Source organism: Streptomyces sp. NBC_01264, from assembly GCF_026340675.1.
Classification (GTDB): Bacteria; Actinomycetota; Actinomycetes; order Streptomycetales; family Streptomycetaceae; genus Streptomyces.
Genome location: NZ_JAPEOX010000001.1, coordinates 36,157 through 52,005, shown reverse-complemented (window position 1 = coordinate 52,005; position 15,849 = coordinate 36,157). Strand labels below are relative to the sequence as shown.

The 15,849-nt window shown below is 69.8% G+C and carries 13 protein-coding genes; 7 read left to right on the top strand and 6 right to left on the bottom strand.

Annotation, left to right across the window (positions count from 1 at the left end; translation table 11 throughout):
* Nucleotides 1-434 precede the first annotated feature (434 nt).
* Nucleotides 435-824, bottom strand: a complete 390-nt coding sequence (locus tag OG435_RS00270; RefSeq protein ID WP_266881481.1) for an ATP-binding protein — start codon at nucleotides 822-824, stop codon at nucleotides 435-437.
* 609 nt (nucleotides 825-1,433) lie between these two features.
* Between OG435_RS00270 and OG435_RS00265 the strand changes: the two genes are divergently transcribed.
* From OG435_RS00265 to OG435_RS00250, 4 genes are all read left to right on the top strand, one after another.
* Entirely contained in the window at nucleotides 1,434-2,690 is a 1,257-nt protein-coding gene (locus OG435_RS00265; RefSeq protein ID WP_266874713.1) for an IS256 family transposase, read from the top strand.
* A gap of 429 nt (nucleotides 2,691-3,119) precedes the next feature.
* Nucleotides 3,120-3,458: a MerR family transcriptional regulator gene (locus tag OG435_RS00260; RefSeq protein WP_266874712.1), complete on the top strand. Its 339-nt coding sequence runs from the start codon at nucleotides 3,120-3,122 to the stop codon at nucleotides 3,456-3,458.
* Nucleotides 3,459-3,690: 232 nt separating this feature from the next.
* Nucleotides 3,691-3,894 carry a cold-shock protein gene (locus OG435_RS00255; protein WP_266874711.1) on the top strand — a complete coding sequence of 68 codons (204 nt, stop codon included), beginning with the start codon at nucleotides 3,691-3,693 and terminating at the stop codon, nucleotides 3,892-3,894.
* Between the two features lie 202 nt (nucleotides 3,895-4,096).
* The gene (locus OG435_RS00250; protein WP_266874710.1) at nucleotides 4,097-4,816 is read left to right on the top strand and encodes an IS6 family transposase; all 720 of its coding nucleotides are present in this window, start codon (nucleotides 4,097-4,099) and stop codon (nucleotides 4,814-4,816) included.
* A gap of 189 nt (nucleotides 4,817-5,005) precedes the next feature.
* Here OG435_RS00250 and OG435_RS00245 read toward each other — a convergent pair whose 3' ends face one another.
* The 5 genes from OG435_RS00245 to OG435_RS00225 all read right to left on the bottom strand — a co-directional run bounded on the left by OG435_RS00245 (nucleotide 5,006) and on the right by OG435_RS00225 (nucleotide 11,949).
* Nucleotides 5,006-5,971: a carbohydrate ABC transporter permease gene (locus OG435_RS00245; RefSeq protein ID WP_266874709.1), complete on the bottom strand. Its 966-nt coding sequence runs from the start codon at nucleotides 5,969-5,971 to the stop codon at nucleotides 5,006-5,008.
* Entirely contained in the window at nucleotides 5,968-7,323 is a 1,356-nt protein-coding gene (locus OG435_RS00240; protein WP_266874708.1) for an ABC transporter permease subunit, read from the bottom strand. The genes OG435_RS00245 and OG435_RS00240 overlap by 4 nt, the downstream gene beginning before the upstream one ends.
* A gap of 10 nt (nucleotides 7,324-7,333) precedes the next feature.
* A complete protein-coding gene (locus tag OG435_RS00235; protein ID WP_266874707.1) occupies nucleotides 7,334-8,659 on the bottom strand; it encodes an ABC transporter substrate-binding protein in 1,326 nt (441 codons plus the stop codon).
* Nucleotides 8,660-8,760: 101 nt separating this feature from the next.
* Nucleotides 8,761-10,464 carry a glycoside hydrolase family 13 protein gene (locus OG435_RS00230; protein WP_266874706.1) on the bottom strand — a complete coding sequence of 568 codons (1,704 nt, stop codon included), beginning with the start codon at nucleotides 10,462-10,464 and terminating at the stop codon, nucleotides 8,761-8,763.
* 210 nt (nucleotides 10,465-10,674) lie between these two features.
* A complete protein-coding gene (locus OG435_RS00225; RefSeq protein ID WP_266874705.1) occupies nucleotides 10,675-11,949 on the bottom strand; it encodes an ABC transporter substrate-binding protein in 1,275 nt (424 codons plus the stop codon).
* A gap of 167 nt (nucleotides 11,950-12,116) precedes the next feature.
* Here OG435_RS00225 and OG435_RS00220 point away from each other — a divergent pair, with 167 nt between their 5' ends.
* Genes OG435_RS00220 through OG435_RS00210 form a run of 3 tightly spaced genes read left to right on the top strand, consistent with a single transcriptional unit; the run spans nucleotide 12,117 to nucleotide 15,759 of the window.
* Nucleotides 12,117-12,623: a PadR family transcriptional regulator gene (locus OG435_RS00220; RefSeq protein WP_266874704.1), complete on the top strand. Its 507-nt coding sequence runs from the start codon at nucleotides 12,117-12,119 to the stop codon at nucleotides 12,621-12,623.
* Entirely contained in the window at nucleotides 12,620-13,408 is a 789-nt protein-coding gene (locus tag OG435_RS00215; RefSeq protein ID WP_266874703.1) for an ABC transporter ATP-binding protein, read from the top strand. Before OG435_RS00220 ends, OG435_RS00215 begins: the two co-directional genes overlap by 4 nt.
* A 2-nt stretch (nucleotides 13,409-13,410) precedes the next feature.
* Nucleotides 13,411-15,759, top strand: a complete 2,349-nt coding sequence (locus tag OG435_RS00210; protein WP_266874702.1) for an ABC transporter permease — start codon at nucleotides 13,411-13,413, stop codon at nucleotides 15,757-15,759.
* Nucleotides 15,760-15,849 lie beyond the last annotated feature (90 nt).

Below are 15,849 nucleotides of genomic sequence, written 5' to 3'. Positions count from 1 at the left end.
CTGTGAGGTGACGGGTGGATCACGGCCCGCCACGGTGTCCCGTACGGGTCGTTGGGCTGGTCATGGACCAGAGAAACGTTCCCGCACCAAGGTGTTCCACGGGGCCTGGGCTGGGGCTGGGTGGCAGCTTGGTGTCGGATTCGCCGATCTACGACGCTGTGGAACGGCAATGGCTCCAGGAGGGCCGGGAGGTTCCCGCTCTGGGAGGATCCGGCGGTCCGGCGACAGGCCGGCACCGCTCACGCGATCCCGACCTTTTCCACCGCGGCTGACCGGACCCCTGCTCGTTGGACCTCGGCGACCTCGTGCCCGACAGCGTGCGGTCACACCCTCCGGAACGTGACGTGGCTGCGTCCGCCATCTACACGGAGGCCGGTGGGCGCATCGCAGTCCACGGCCGTCCTGTCGGCCGGCCGGCTCCGCCTCAACCCGCCCTATCGGGGGAGTAGTGCGCGGAACGTCTTGCCGCCTTGGGGTGTGGGGGTGACGACTACGTGGTGGGCGAGGTCGTTGACCATGTGCCAGCCGAATCCGCCGGCGCCGTGGTGCAGGTCGGGGGTGCGTATGTGCGGGTGCTGGCAGCTGGGGTCTTCGACGGCGACTTCGATGGTGGTGGGGTGCGCGGTCAGCCGCAGAGCGTAGGTGCCGCCGCCGTGGCGCAGGGCGTTGGCAGCGAGTTCGGAGACGACTAGGACCACGCTGTCGGCCACATCCGTGTCCGCGGCCGGCGACAGCGCCTTAAGGAAGTCGCGGGTCGCTTCGCGCGTCTGGGCGACGCTGTCGGTGGAGAGTGCGGCCGCCGGGTCGAGGTGCGTCGTGTCTATGAGGTGCTCCGCCGGGTCGCTGACTGACGATGCCGTGTCCCGCCCCGCGTGATGTGCCCTGGGCCGTGCCTGGGGAACCCCGCCATGTTCAATTATCTCCGCACGAGGAACCCGGATTCCTCAGCCGAAAGTACATAAAAATCTGTGCTGGCTGGAGTAGACATTCGTTGCTCCTGTGGTTATGGTTTCTCTCGTAGCCAGGAAGACAGAAGGGTCGGGCAGAGATGAACTGCCCGGCAGCAGTACGCAGTTGCAGTTCAGCAGCGCGGGGTGGCCGTGGAGTCTTGAAGCCGGGTTTGTGCAGGATGGCGACGGGGCTGACGGCCGGACCGGGCGGCCTGCGGTCATCAGGGGCCGCCGTCAGCAGGACCGCGGTTAACGCAGGTGGCGGTACCTCGGTGAACGCGTCGAGTGTGGATGCGGGCACCGGGAGGTTCGGCAGTGGGGTTCTAAGCCAGAGCAGACGCAGGACGGGGAGCAATGCTCGGAACCTGTGGATCGGCCTGGGGCGGGGTGCCTCGTGGGATGCGGAGGGCGTACCTTCCCGGGTGATCGACTCATGGTCACCGAATGGGCCCGCGTTCGAGCGCGGGTCGGGAAGGCACGCCCGTGCTCAGCGTAGTCAACGAAGACGGCACCACCGAGTCTGGTATCTCTCTGATCGACGAGATCGTCCGGGAGGGCGCCCGGCGGATGCTCGCGGCAGCCCTGGAGGCCGAGGTCGAGCAGTACATAGCCGAGCTCGCTGGCCAGCACGACGAGCGGGGCCGGAGGCTGGTGGTCCGCAACGGCCGTCACCGGCCCCGGTCGGTGACCACGGCCGCGGGACCGGTCGAGGTGGCCGCGCCGCGTGTGAACGACAAACGAGTCGACGCTGGGACCGGCGAGCGGGAACGGTTCTCCTCGAAGATCCTCGCGCCGTGGTGCCGGAAGTCCCCGAAGGTCAGCGAGGTCCTGCCCCTGCTCTACCTCCACGGCCTGTCCTCGGGTGACTTCGTGCCCGCACTCGAGCAGTTCCTCGGCGGCACGGCCGGCCTGTCACCGGCGACGGTGACCCGGCTGACGAAGCAGTGGACAGCAGATCATGCCGTCTTCCAGCGCCGTGACCTGGCGGAAACCGATTACGTCTATGTGTGGGCCGACGGCATCCACCCCAAGATCCGTCTGTCCCAGACCCATTCGTGCCTGCTGGTCTTGATGGGCGTCCGCGTCGACGGCACCAAGGAGCTGATCGCGATCGCCGAGGGGCTGAGGGAGTCCACCGAGTCCTGGGCGGATCTGCTGCGGGACTGCCGCCGGCGCGGCATGCGCGACCCGGTCCTGGTCACCGGCGACGGGGCAATGGGGCTGTGGCGGGCCCTGGCGGAGGTGTTCCCCGCCGCCCGCCATCAGAGGTGCTGGGTTCACAAAACCCGCAATGTCATGAACGCGCTGCCGAAATCCGCGCAGCCCGGCGCGAGGAAAGCCCTCCAGGAAATCTACAACGCCGAGGACCGCACCCACGCCCAGAAGGCGGTCACCGCGTTCGAGAAGACGTACGGGGCGAAGTGGCCGAAGGCGGTGAAGAAGATCACCGGCGAGGTCGACGAGCTGCTGGCGTTCTACGACTTCCCCGCCGAGCACTGGATCCACCTGCGGACCACGAACCCCATCGAATCAACGTTCTCCACAGTCAAGCTCCGGACCAAGGTCACCCGCGGCGCCGGCAGCCCCACCGCCGCCCTCGCCATGGTCTTCAAGCTCGTGGAATCCGCCCAGGCCCGCTGGCGCGCGGTCACCGCACCCCACCTCGTCGCCCTCGTCCGAGCCGGCAACCGCTTCGAGAACGGTCACCTCGTCGATCAGGACGAGACCCTCGCGGCATGAACCACCTCAGCTGATCCACAACTCTTGACTATTGCTCCAGGACGGGCGACGGGGCTGGCTGCCGAAGGGCGGTGCCGGGACGGGCCGCAGCAGTTCGCATCACCAGCAGTACCCGCAGGTGCAGTACCGCCGTAAGAGCAGTACCGGTTTGGCAAGTGAAGTGATCCCAGAGGGATGAACGGAGGAACCGAAGCATCATCAGGATCGCCCGGACGGAGTGTTGAGTCCGGGTACCGCAGGACATCGAGAGACTAGGTGGTCTCCGGTCAAGCAACCGCGATCCCCGCACCCCCGACAGCATTCCGGTCGGACACGCGGACACAGAACGCCGGCGCAGTCCCAGGGCCGGCAGATGGTGTAGTCAGTTCCTTCGGGGCCCTGGCGCCTATGGCGCCAGGGCCCCTCCACGCGTTCCACGAGAGAGGTTCAATGACAGCAGACGACTCGTACGGGCGTCTCGATGACGACGACTACCCCGCCTACACCATGGGCCGGGCCGCCGACATGCTCGGCACCACCCAGGGGTTCCTCTGGGCACTCGGCGAAGCCCGCCTCATCACCCCGCTCCGCTCCGCCGGCGGCCACCGCCGCTACTCCCGCTACCAGCTGCGTGTTGCCGCCCGCGCCCGCGAGCTCGTCGACCAGGGCACACCCATCGAGTCGGCTTGCCGCATCGTCATCCTCGAAGACCAGCTCGAAGAGGCCCAGCGCATCAACGCCGAGTACCGGCGCAACGCCACGTCGACGGGTTCCCCCACCGTAGCTTGATGGACCTGCCCGCCGGGAATCCGGCGGGCCCCGCCTCGGTGATGACGTGTCGTTTCCCCTGGTGACGGGCAGTCGTGGCCTGTAGCGTCTGCGTTAGCTGTCGTGGTTCGGAAGTCCCCCTTGCCCACGCCGTAGGTGTGGGCATTTTGCTGTGCTGTGCCGCAGGAACCAGGGCGATCACCTCCGCCTCCGCAGACTGCGGGAGGCGTTTCGTCGACTGGAAGGCATGGACATGGCTACGGGAACTGTGAAGTGGTTCAACGCGGAGAAGGGCTTCGGCTTCATCGCCCAGGACGGCGGCGGCCCCGACGTCTTCGCCCACTACTCCGCGATCAACTCCTCGGGCTACCGCGAGCTCCAGGAAGGCCAGGCCGTCACGTTCGACATCGGCCAGGGGCAAAAGGGCCTCCAGGCCGAGAACATCACCCCGGCCTGACACCCTCCGCCACTCTGCCCCGGGGTACCCCGAGTACCCCGAGTACCCCGGGCGCAGTGTCCCTCACAGGCAGCCGGCCGCGAGGCCGGCGGCCATGATGACGCCCATCACACCCACCGCATTCCGGCCTTGGACGGCACTGTCACGTTGTCCGGGCGTCTGGGATGATCTTCGGGTTGTCGGTGTCCGGAGGGGCTCGCTCGTGTCGTCTGTGGTGCCGTCGTACGCGAATCACCGGTACCCGGTGGAGATCATTGCGCACTGTGTGTGGCTGTACTTCCGCTTCCCGCTCAGCTTCCGTGAGGTGGAGGAGATGATGCTCGAGCGCGGCGTAGTCGTGTCCCACGAGAGCATCCGCCGGTGGTGCCTGAAGTTTGGGCAGACCTACGCCAACGCCCTGCGCCGACGGCGTCCGCAGCCCGGCGATAAATGGCATCTCGACGAGGTGTTCGTCAAAGTCGGCGGGGTGCAGAAGTACCTGTGGCGGGCGGTCGATGCAGACGGGAACGTCCTGGACATCCTGGTGCAGAGCCGTCGTGACAAGGCTGCGGCCAGGCGTTTCTTCCGCCGGCTCCTCACCACGACCAGGCGAGTGTCGAGGGTGGTCGTCACGGACAAGCTGAAGTCGTACGGGGCTGCGCACCGGGAGGTGATGCCTTCGGTCGAGCACCGTGCGCACAAGGGGTTGAACAACCGGGCGGAGAACTCGCACCAGCCTACGAGGCAGCGGGAACGGGCGATGAAGGGGTTCCGCAGCCCAGGATCCGCGCAGCGGTTCCTGTCCGCGTTCACCGGGATCTCACCCCACTTCAGACCCCACCGCCACCTTATGACCGCCGGCCGCCACCGCTTCGAAATGATGATCCGCTTCACGATCTGGAACCACATCACCGGAGCCGCCGGCATGCCCGCCACGGCCTGAAGCACAGCCCCGCCCCGGCCCCACCACACTCTGATCCACCATCAAACGATCATGCAGCCGACAACGTGACAAGGCCGGCTGCCGGTACTACAGCCGTGAGTGAGGCTTTGCCGACGCCGCGCACCGGCGGCCGTACAGGCTTCCGTATGCGTGCGCATACGGAAGCCTGTACGGCGCGTGTTACGGTGGCTATTTCACCGAGCCCGCCATCACGCCCTGGACGAAGTGCCGCTGGAAGGTGAAGAAGACGATCACCGGGACCACCAGGGACAGGAACGCCCCCGGCGCGAGGACGCCGATGTTGCTTCCGAACTGCCGCATCTGGGACTGCAGTGCGACCGTGAGCGGCTGGGACTCGTTGTCCGCGAAGAGCAGTGCCACGAGCATGTCGTTCCAGACCCAGAGGAACTGGAAGATGGCCAGGCTCGCTATGGCCGGGCGGCCGAGCGGCAGCACGAGGCGGGAGAAGATCCGCCACTCGCTGCCGCCGTCCATCCGTGCGGCCTCAAGCATTTCGCGCGGTATCGCGGCGAAGTAGTTGCGCAGGAGGAAGATCGCGAACGGCAGTCCGTAGGCGACGTGGAAGAGGACGACGCCCGCGATCGTCCCGAACAGGCCCACCGCGCCGAAGAGTTTCGCCACGGGCAGCAACCCGATCTGCACCGGCACCACGAGGAGCCCGACGACCACCAGGAAGATCCCGTCCCGGCCGGGGAACTCCAGCCATGCGAAGGCGTATCCGGCGAGTGCCGCGATGACGACGACCAGGACGGTGGTCGGCACGGAGATCAGGACGGTGTTCCAGAAGGCCGCCCCGATGCCGGAATCCCTCAGCAGGGCGGAGTAGTTGTCCAGGGACAGCTGAGAGGGGTCGGTGAGCGCCGTCCACCATCCGTCGGTGGCGTTGTCCTGCTCGGAGCGCATCGAGGAAAGGAGCAGGCCCGCCAGCGGCGTGATCCATACGAGGGCGATCAGGATCAGGACGCCCTGGACGGCGGAGCTGCCCAGGAGGCGCGAGATGCGGCCTCCGCGCCGCCCGGGCGTGGACGACCGGAACGTAGGGGAGAGAGACGGGGGAGAGGGCGGTGCGGCGGGCCGGACCTTCGCCGCCCGCCGGGACGCGCCATGCCGCTCGACGGTGCTGTGGCCGCTCATGCTCCACTCCTTCGGAAACGCCGGACGTTGAAGACCATCGCCGGGACGACGAGGAGCAGGAGCACCATGCTGAGCGCGCTGCCGAGGCCCTGGTCGTCGCCGCCGCCGAAGGAGACCATCCACATGCGGGTTGCCAGCACGTTCGCCTCTTCCTGGACCGGCCCGGGCGCGATGATCCACACGAGGTCGAAGACCTTCATCACGTTGATCACGAGGGTCACGAAGACCACGGTGAGCACTGGTGCGAGGAGCGGCACGGTGATCTTGCGGAAGATCTGAGACTCGGTGGCGCCGTCCATGCGGGCGGCCTCCAGTGCGTCGCGCGGGATGGCGGCGAGGCCGGCGCCGATCAAGACCATCGAGAAGCCGGTCCAGACCCACAGGTAGGCGCCGATGATGGCGGGCGTCACCAGCGCCGGACCGAGCCAGTTCACACCCTGGTACGGGGCTTCGAAGTTGGCCGCGGGCAGCCGGACGATGTAGTCGCCGTCGGCCAGTCCTGCGAAACGGAAGGAGCCGTCCTCGGCCGTGGTGGTGGCGGCGGCCACCCGGCCGTCCCGTACGGCCTCGACCTTCATTCCGGGCAAGCCCTTCTCGCCCGGGTCGACCCGGCCCGGCGTGCCCGCCCCGCCGGGGGCGAAGTCGAGGTAGACGACGCCGCCGATCGCGTCGGCGCCGGGCGCGGTGCCCGCCGGGTCGGAGGCGGTCTGCGCGCCGGCAGGCATGGCGTCGGGTGCGACCCCGATGAACCCGAGGCCGATCGAGTCTCCGGGCCGTACGGTCGCCTCGGTGCTGTAGGGGCGGCCCGCCCTGCCCGTCAGGCCGTGGCCCTCCCGAGGCCGGGCCGTGGGATAGGCGGCGTCGTCGTCGAAGCCGTCGTGGACGGCGACGGCGGCGGCGTTGAGGACTCCCCGGTCCGGGTCCTGTTCGTAGGCGAGTCGGAAGATGATGCCCGCGGCGAGGAACGACACGGCCATCGGCAGGAAGAGCACCAGTTTGAACGCGGTCGCCCAGCGCACCTTCTCGGTGAGGACAGCGAGCATCAGCCCGAGCCCGGTGAGCAGGGTGGGGGCGACGACGACCCAGACCGCGCTGTTGCGGATGGCCTTGAGGGTGGCCGGGTCCTGCACGATCGCCGCGTAGTTGGCGGCTCCGACGAACCGGTCGCCGTCGGCGTCGAAGAGGCTGCGGCCGAAGGAGAAGAGGACGGGGTAGACGACCAGCGCGCCGAGCAGCAGCAGGGCCGGCAGGACGAAGACGAACGCGAGGCGGCGCTTCCTGCGCTGCGCCAGGCGCCGACCGCCGGCCGCGGGGCGACCGGTGGCTGGGCGGTTGGTCATGATGTCAGCCATGGCGGTCGCCTCAGTTCCCGTAGGCCTTGGCGGCCTCGGCCTCGAGCTTGGCGGCGGTGCCCTGCGGGTCCGAGGGGTCGCGCAGGAAGTCCTGGAGGAGCTTCCACTCACCGGCGCCCTTGGTGCCGCCGAACGCGGCCGGGGCCTGGTCCGACATGTCGAAGCGGATCGAATTGCCCGCCGAGATCAGCGAGTTGGCGGTGTCGCGCGTCGTCTCGTCGCCGTATGAGGCCAAGTCGACCTCGTTGTTCGGGGACAGGAAGCCGCCCGCGCCGGCCCAGACCTCGGCGGCTTCGGCGCTGGCCAGGAACTCGACCAACTGCATGCTGGCCTTGCCGTTCTTGCCGTCCTTCAGGACGACCGCCGCGTCACCGCCGCTGACCACCGGCGCCCGGCCGCCGTCGACCGAGGGGAAGGGGAAGAACTTGGCGTCCTGCCCGAGCTTCTTGCCGAACTGCCCCTTGGCGACACCGCCGACGAAGTCGCCCTCGTAGACCATGCCCGCCTTGGGCTCCGGGCCGAAGACCTGCGCGACCGACGAGGGGAAATCGGTGCCCAGCGCCGCCTGGGCGCCGCCCGCGACGAGCTGCTTGTCCTTGAACAGTTCCCCGAGGGTGGTCAGGGCCCGCACCACGCTCTCGTCGGTCCACTTCAGCTGGTGCTGGGCGAGCTGGTCGTACTTCTCCGGTCCGGCCTGGGAGAGGTAGATGTTCTCGAACCAGTCGGTGAGGGTCCAGCCGTCCTCGCCTGCTATGGCGAAGGCCGGGCGGCCGGAGTCCGCGAGGGTGCGGCCGGCCTTCAGCATGTCGCCGTAGCTCTTGGGCTCGGTGACGCCGGCCTGGGCGAAGGCCTCCGGCGCGTACCAGACGGTCGACTTGTGGGCGGCCTTGAAGTAGAGGCCGTAGTACGTGCCGTCGACGGTGCCGTAGTTCTTCCACACCGGCGCGAGGGTGGATCCGGCCGTCTGGGAGGTCTGGTCGGACAGGGGCTGGAGCCAGCCCTTCTTCGCGAACTGCCGGAGCACGCCCACCTGGGGCACCATCACCACGTCGGGTGCGGCCCCGCCTTCGATCTTGCTTCCGACGAAGGTGGAGACGTTGTCGCCGGAGGGGACGAAGACCGTCTTGGCACCGGTCTTCTGGGTGAAGGCGTCGAGGACCTTCGTGAAGCTCTGCTGCTCGGCGCCGGTCCACACACCCGCCACGGTGACGGTCTGGCCGCTGAGCTCACCGCCGCTCGCGGGTCCGGTGGCGCCGCCGCAGGCGGTGGTGCCGAGGGCGAGGGCGAGGGTGGCGGTGGCGGCACTGCGGCGGGTCGTCTTGCCGGGTCGTCGCATGACGGGTCCTTTCGGGGAGGTCCTGGGCTGGAGAGGGGCTGCACGGGGATTGCGGGGTGACAGGGCCGAGGGGGTGTGGCAGCCGGGTAGGGCTGCGGGCGTTACGGCTGCGGGGTCGCCGGGCCGGGAGCCGGGTACTCGCCCGCCCACCAGGCCGCTGTCGCCGCGGGGAGCACCCCGTCGGGACAGGGCCCGCTGGCGAGCAGCGGCGTACCGGGGACCGGCGCGGGCACGGGCTCCGTGCCGAAGTTGACCGCGCAGATCAGGCCGTCACCGCGGACGACGGCCAGTACCTGCGGGGGCGAGTCCAGCCAGCGCAGGGTGCCGTCGCCGAGTTGCGGCAGGGTGCGCCGCAGCTGGAGGCCGTCACGGTAGAGGTGCCAGAAGGAACGGGTGTCGGCCAGGGCGCGGTCGGTCGCGTGCTCGGCGAACCATTCGGGCTGCGGAAGCCACGGTTTGACGCCGGCCGTCTGCTGGCTGAAGCCGAAGGGGGAGGTGTGCCCGGACCAGGGCATGGGTACGCGGCAGCCGTCCCGTACGTGCTTGCGGCTGCCCGTACGGCGGAAGATCGGGTCGGTGAGGGCCTCGTCGGCCAGGTCGAGGACCTCGGGCAGGCCGAGTTCCTCGCCCTGGTAGACGTAGGCGGCGCCGGGCAGGGCGAGCATCAGGAGGGCGGCGGCGCGGGCCCGGGCCGCTCCCAGTCCGCTGCCCTCGACCCCGGGTTCGCCGGCGTAGCGGGTGACCGTCCGGACCTGGTCGTGGTTGTTGAGGACCCAGGTGACGGTGGAGCCGGTGGCCGCGATGTCGCGGATCGCCTCGGTGATCGTCGTACGGAAGGAATCGGCGTCCCAGGGCGCGCTGAGCAGGTCGAAGAAGAACGCCTGGTGCAGTTCGTCGGGGCGGACGTACTCGGCGTGCTCGCGTGCGGTGGGTACGGACACCTCGCCGACGAGCAGCCGCTCGTGACCGTCCCGGGCGGTGTACTCCTCGCAGACCGAGCGCCAGCGGCGCCACACGCCGTGCACCTCGGGCTGGTTCCAGGCCAGCTGGTTGACGGCGTCGCGGGCCCGCTCGTCTGCGGCGGGGTCGTCCGAGTCGGGCAGCTCGGGGTGCTTGAAGAGCCCGGCGGCGACGTCGATGCGGAAGCCGTCGACGCCCCGGTCCAGCCAGAAGCGGAGCACGCGCTCGAAGTCGTCGCCCACGACGGGATCGCGCCAGTTCAGGTCCGGCTGCTCGGGTGTGAACAGGTGCAGGTACCACTCCCCGGGGGTGCCGTCGGCTCTGGTGGTCCGGCTCCAGGCTGGGCCGCCGAACATGGCGTGCCAGTTGTTGGGCGGCTCCTCGCCCTCGGGGCCGCGGCCCGCAGCGAAGTGGAAGCGGGAGCGTGCGGCGCTGCCAGGCGCCGCGGCGAGCGCTTCGCGGAACCATGGGTGCTCGCTGGAGCAGTGGTTGGGGACGATGTCGAGCAGCAGCCTGAGCCCGAGCCGGTGGGCGTCGGACACCAGCCGGTCGAACTCGGCGAGGTCGCCGTAGACCGGGTCGACGCCGCAGTAGTCGGCGACGTCGTAGCCGTGGTCGTGCTGTGGCGACGGGTAGAAGGGGCTGAGCCAGATGCCGTCGACACCGAGCTTCCTCACGTAGGGAAGCCCGGCGCGTACGCCGGCGAGGTCGCCGACGCCGTCCCCGGTGCTGTCGAGGAAGCTGCGGACGTAGACCTGGTAGATCACCGCGTCGCGCCACCAAGGCGCGGAAGGGGCGGCGCTGTGGGAGGGGTGACCGGTACCGGCCGGAAGGGTGCTGAGCATCTCGCGTCGACCTGTCTCTGAATGCGAGAGCGCCCTGGATCAGGTGCGCTGTTATGCATGCATGTTAAGTAGTGCTGACTGGAAGATGTCAATGATGAATCCAGAAGCAGGTGAAAGCTGCGGTGGTTTGCCACAGAATGACCAGGTGCACGAAAGAAGACTCCTACTTAACATGTAAGTAGGAGTCTTCGGGGAGGTGTAGAAGTGCGATCAGCCTGTGCGGGAAATGGCCCCGAGCTCGCGCGCCAGCCGCGCTACCGCCTCGTCCGGTGTTTGGCGCAAGGCCATCACGTCCTGCCCCACCGCCTGCACGGCGAGGCTCACCTGGTCGTAGCGCGGGCTCTTGGGGCGCGGCACCGCCGACAGCACGCTCTCGCGCAGGGTCGGCAGGTACGGATAGGCACGCACCAGCTCGGGATCCTCGTACAGCGCGGCGCGCACCGGTGGCAGCGAGCCCTCGGTGAGGACCCGTCGCTGCACCCGTTCACTGGTGAGGTAGGAGATCAGGTCGGCCGCCGACGCGGGATGACGCGTGTGAGCGCTGACCGCGAGGTTGGAGCCGCCCAGCACGCTGGTGCCGGGACCGTCGGCGCCCGGCAGCGACACGGCGCCGAACCGGCCCGCCACCTTGGACCCCACCGCGCTCGCGTCCGCGTACACGTAGGGCCAGTTCCGCAGGAAGAGCAACCGGCCGTCCTGGAACGCCTTGCGCGACTCCTCCTCCTTGTAGCCGAGCGCCTCGCGGGAGATCCAGCCCTCCCGCACCCCGTCCGCGAGGAACCGCAGCCCGGCGCGCGCCCCGTCGGAGTCGACGGCGACGCGGGCGCCGTCGTTACGCAGGACCGAACCGCCCGCCGAGTGCACGGCCTCGGTGACGTTGACGGTGAGCCCCTCGTAGGGGAGGAACTGGCCGGCGTAGCCGTCCAGCCCGTACCGCGGCGCGATCGTGCGTGCCTGGCGGGCCAGTTCGGACCAGGTCCGCGGCGGCTGCTCGCCCGCGAGGTCCAGGATGTCCTTGCGGTAGTAGAGCAGGCCCGCGTTCGTGACGTAGGGGACCGCGTACAGTCGTCCGTCGAAGGTCGCGGTGTCCACGACCGGCCGCAGGAACGCGTCCAGCGGGAACCGGTCCCGTTCGAGCGGCAAGATCCAGCCGGCCGCCGCGAACTCGGACGTCCAGGCCACGTCGATGTTCAGCACGTCGAACCGGTCGCGTCCCGATCGCAGTTCGCTGATCATCTGGGCCCTGGTCTCGTCCGCCGAGTCGGGCAGCTCGATGAGACTCACACGCTCGTCGGGACGGCTCTCGTTCCAGTCGTCGAGGAGCGGACCGAGGTAGTCGGTCAGGTCGCCCGCCGTCACGAGCGTCAGCGGGCCGCGGGCATCGGAGGCGGCGCCCGCGTCGGAGCGCACGCCGAGACCGGAGTACCCCGCCAGCACGACCGCCACCACCAGGAGGGCTCTACCCGCGGCACGCATCCACCGCATAGATTCCTCCCAGAGCGCGATCCGGCTGCACTGCCGATCATCGTGGCCTATATATACCCGTTAGGCATGGGCGATACTAGACGTCCAGGCAGACAGGACAGCCGTCGGCGACATCCGGCCTGGCACCAGTGAACGGTTGACTACGGAGCGGGAAGGAGGGGGAGAGAGTGCGGCTGGCGCTCCTTACGCTCCTCACCCGTAGCCCTGCGCATGGTTACGAACTCAAGCAGGACCTTGAGAAGCTCCTGGGCGCCGCGTACCCTCAGCCGAACGTAGGCCAGATCTACGTCACCCTCGGCAGACTCGAGAAGAGCGGCCTGATCGAAGGCGAGGACGTCGAACAGTCCGGCCGACCCAACAAACGCACGTACAAGCTGACGGACGCCGGGCGTGAAGCCGTACTGGCGTGGTTCGAGGAAACCGCCGAGGAACCCCGGGTACGGGACGAGTTCTTCATGAAACTGGCGCTCGCACCGCAGTCGGGTCTGGCCGATCCGATCGCCCTGATCAACAAGCAGCGGCGCCAGTATCTCAACACCATGCGGGACCTGTCGAAGCTGGCCGCCGCCGAGGACCGCGACAACAAGATCTCCCAACTGCTGATCGAGGGCGCCATGCTGCACCTGCGGGCCGACCTCGACTGGCTGGAACGCTGTCAGGAGGAGCTGGAATGAGCGACGACGCCACCGCCGCTCCAGCCGTGCCCATCGTCCGCCCCGCCGTTCCCATCGTTCGCGCCGAGGGCTTGACCAAGACGCACCACGGCGAAGGCGCCCCGGTGCCCGCCGTCCGCGGCGTGGACCTGTCCGTCCAGCCCGGCGAGTTCGTCGCGGTCACCGGACCCTCCGGAGCCGGGAAGTCCACGCTGCTGCACCTGATCGGCGGCCTCCAGCGGCCCGACGGCGGCAAGCTCTGGCTCGACGGGGAACGGGTCGACGCATACCGCGAGGCCCGTTGGGCCGTGCTGCGGCGCCGCAGCATCGGCGTCGTCTTCCAGTTCTTCAACCTCGTCTCCAACCTCACCGTCGCCGACAACGTCGAACTGCCCGCCCTGCTCGCCGGCGTCTCCCCGAAGGCTGCCCGCGACTCCCGCGCCGAACTGCTCGCCGAACTCGGACTCGAAGGCCGCGAGCAGTCCATGCCCGGAGAGCTGTCCGGCGGCGAACAGCAGCGGGTGGCGCTCGCCCGCGCCCTGGTCAACCACCCCCGGCTGCTGCTCGCCGACGAGCCGGCCGGCAGCCTCGACAGCAAGGGCACCCGAGAGGTGCTGCGGCTGCTCACCAGGTTCCACCAGCGCGGCCAGACGATCATGATGGTCACCCACGACGCTCGGATGGCCAGCGCCGCCGACCGCGTCATCAGCTTTTTCGACGGCCGGATAGCCGACGACGCACAGCTCGGCGGAGGTCGTCCCGGCCCGGCCAGCGGTGTCTCCGGCGTACTCGAACTGAAGGAGTGACCGTGCGGGCCACCCTGCGCTGGGCGCAGGCCGACTTCCGTGCACACCGCGGCGAAGCCCTCTTCGTCGTCCTCGCCAGCGCCGGAGTCATTGGCTCGCTCCTGCTGGCCGGCGCGCTCTTCGGCTACGCCGCGAACCCCTGGCAGCGGGTCTTCAACCAGTCCCACGGCGCCCACATTTGGCTGCACACCCGCGCCGGCGCGGACACGGACGCCCTGTCCGGTGTGGACGGAGTCGCGGCACTGTCGGGGCCCTACCGCACAGCGGCGACCACGGTGGAGTCCCGCGGCGCGCGCGCCGAGGTGACGCTCCGCGCGGCCTCGGTGGAGCCCCCGCAGACCGGACGGCCGCTTGTCGGCGCGGGCAGCTGGCTCGAGGCGCCGGACGAAGGCCCCGCCCCGGGCACGGGCTCGGGTGAGTTCGCCGGCTCCGTCGTGCTGGAGACGTCGGTCGCCCGGGCTCTCTGGGCAGAGCCCGGCGACACCCTACGCGTCACCGGCCCGGACGGCACCGCGCACCTGCTGCGGGTGAGCGGGACCGCCGACGTCGCCGAACCCCGCTTCCAGCCGGGCGGCGCCGCGGGCGTCGGCTGGGTGCTCCCCGCCACGCTCGAGGAGATCGCCCGCGGAGACACCGGGCAGAGCGTGGGGTTGCGCCTGGAGGACCCGGACGACACGGACTTCATCGTCCAGCGCGCGGTCACCGTACTGGGCGCCGACCGGGTGGCCGAGGTCACCAAGTGGCAGCAGGCCCGCGCCGACGCGGGCGGCGACGACCGCCTCCTGGGCGCGATGTTTGCCGTATTCGGCCTCGGCGCCCTGCTCGCAGCCGCCCTGGCCGCTTCCGGGGCGATCGGCGCCCGCGTCCGCGGCCAGCTCCGGGACATCGCCGTCCTCAAGGCGATCGGCTTCACTCCGGGCCAGGTCGCGCGCGGCTTCCTGGTCCAGCATCTGGCCTTCGTGCTCCTCGGGGTGGCCCTCGGTACCGCGGCGATCGCCCTGCTCGGCGCCCGGATACCCGGGCGGATCGGAGAGGCTGCTGCCGTGTGGCAGGACCTGCCCGGCCACACCGCCCTGATCATCGGCATCCCCGTCGGCGCGGTGCTGCTGATCGCGGCTTCCTCTGGACTCTTGGCCTGGCGGGCCGGACGAGTGCCCCCGGTGCCGGTGGCCCGGGCCGCGCTGCCGTCCGCCGCGCCGATGACCGGGCTCGGGAAACGGGCACTCGGCGTAGGGGTACCGCCCGCCCTCGTCCTCGGATGGCGCGCAGCGTTCCCCCGCCGGGGCCGGACCCTGGTACCGCTGGCCCGGCTGGCGCTGCCCCTTATGCTCATCACGGTCGCCCTCGTCGCCTGGTCGACCCTGGACCAGTTCCGCAGCCGCCCCGCGCAGATGGGGCTTGCCACTGCCCTGACCGTTCGGGCCGAGCAGCCCGCCGGTCCGTCGGACCCGGAGCTGGAGAGCGCCCTCGCGGCCGTTCCGGACATCGAGGCCTTCCATCCGGGCGCGGAGATGGCGGCGCTCATCCCCGGCCAGACCGGCACCATCACGCTGCGTGGACTCGGCACGGCCCGGCAGCCCTACCCCTCCGCGGTGGTGGAAGGGCGCGCGGTCGCCGGACCCGACGAGGCGGTGGCCGGCCAGGGCCTCCTGGACCTCCTCGGCGTACGGGTCGGCGATTGGGTACGGATGACGGTCGGCGGGCGGCCGCAGATCCTGCACCTCGTCGGCCGCACCATCGAGCCCGAATCCGGCGGTCGGGTGATCACCACGACCCTCGACGCACTGCGCGAGAGTGACCCGCAGCTGCGTCCCGCCTACCACGCCCTGGAACTGCGCGACGGTGCCGACCCCCGGGCCGTGAGCGGCGCACTCGCCACGCCCGTCGGCGGAACCCTCGAGATCCGTGAGACACCCAACCCGGCCGGCCGGCTGGAACCGGCACGCGGGGTGATCGGGGCTCTGATCGCCGTACTGGCCCTCATCGGACTGATCGAACTGTTGACCTTGATCGGCGCGGGCGTACGCGACCGGGCGCGCGACCTGCTCGCTCTGAAGGCGATAGGGCTCACGCCCCGGCAGATCAGCGCGATGATCGTGACGGCCGCGGGCCTGACCGCGCTCGTCGCCGCGCTCGCGGGCACAGGCCTGGGCGTCCTGTCCGGCACCTGGCTGGTGGACACCCAAGGCGCATCGAGTGGCATCGGCGCCGGGATTGCCCAACTGCCTCCGCTGCCGGTGCTGTTGACGGTGATCGCAGGATCGGTGCTGGGCGCGGTGGCGGCTGCGGCAGTACCGGCGACTCAGACGGCCCGGCGCCGCCTGGCGGACTCGCTCAGCGAAACCCTTTGACAGGCCCCGTCACGTTGTCGGTGCGGGATGGGATGATCTTCAGGCTACTGGCTTGCCGTTTAGCCTCTGATCTTCGTGTGTAGGGGGTGC

Bases quoted from the DNA above. Each gene is read 5' to 3' on its own strand.
- OG435_RS00260 (WP_266874712.1), top strand. From the start codon at position 3,120: ATGACAGCAGACGACTCGTACGGGCGTCTCGATGACGACGACTACCCC.
- OG435_RS00255 (WP_266874711.1), top strand. From the start codon at position 3,691: ATGGCTACGGGAACTGTGAAGTGGTTCAACGCGGAGAAGGGCTTCGGC.
- OG435_RS00245 (WP_266874709.1), bottom strand. From the start codon at position 5,971: ATGAGCGGCCACAGCACCGTCGAGCGGCATGGCGCGTCCCGGCGGGCG.
- OG435_RS00240 (WP_266874708.1), bottom strand. From the start codon at position 7,323: ATGGCTGACATCATGACCAACCGCCCAGCCACCGGTCGCCCCGCGGCC.
- OG435_RS00235 (WP_266874707.1), bottom strand. From the start codon at position 8,659: ATGCGACGACCCGGCAAGACGACCCGCCGCAGTGCCGCCACCGCCACC.
- OG435_RS00230 (WP_266874706.1), bottom strand. From the start codon at position 10,464: ATGCTCAGCACCCTTCCGGCCGGTACCGGTCACCCCTCCCACAGCGCC.
- OG435_RS00225 (WP_266874705.1), bottom strand. From the start codon at position 11,949: ATGCGGTGGATGCGTGCCGCGGGTAGAGCCCTCCTGGTGGTGGCGGTC.
- OG435_RS00215 (WP_266874703.1), top strand. From the start codon at position 12,620: ATGAGCGACGACGCCACCGCCGCTCCAGCCGTGCCCATCGTCCGCCCC.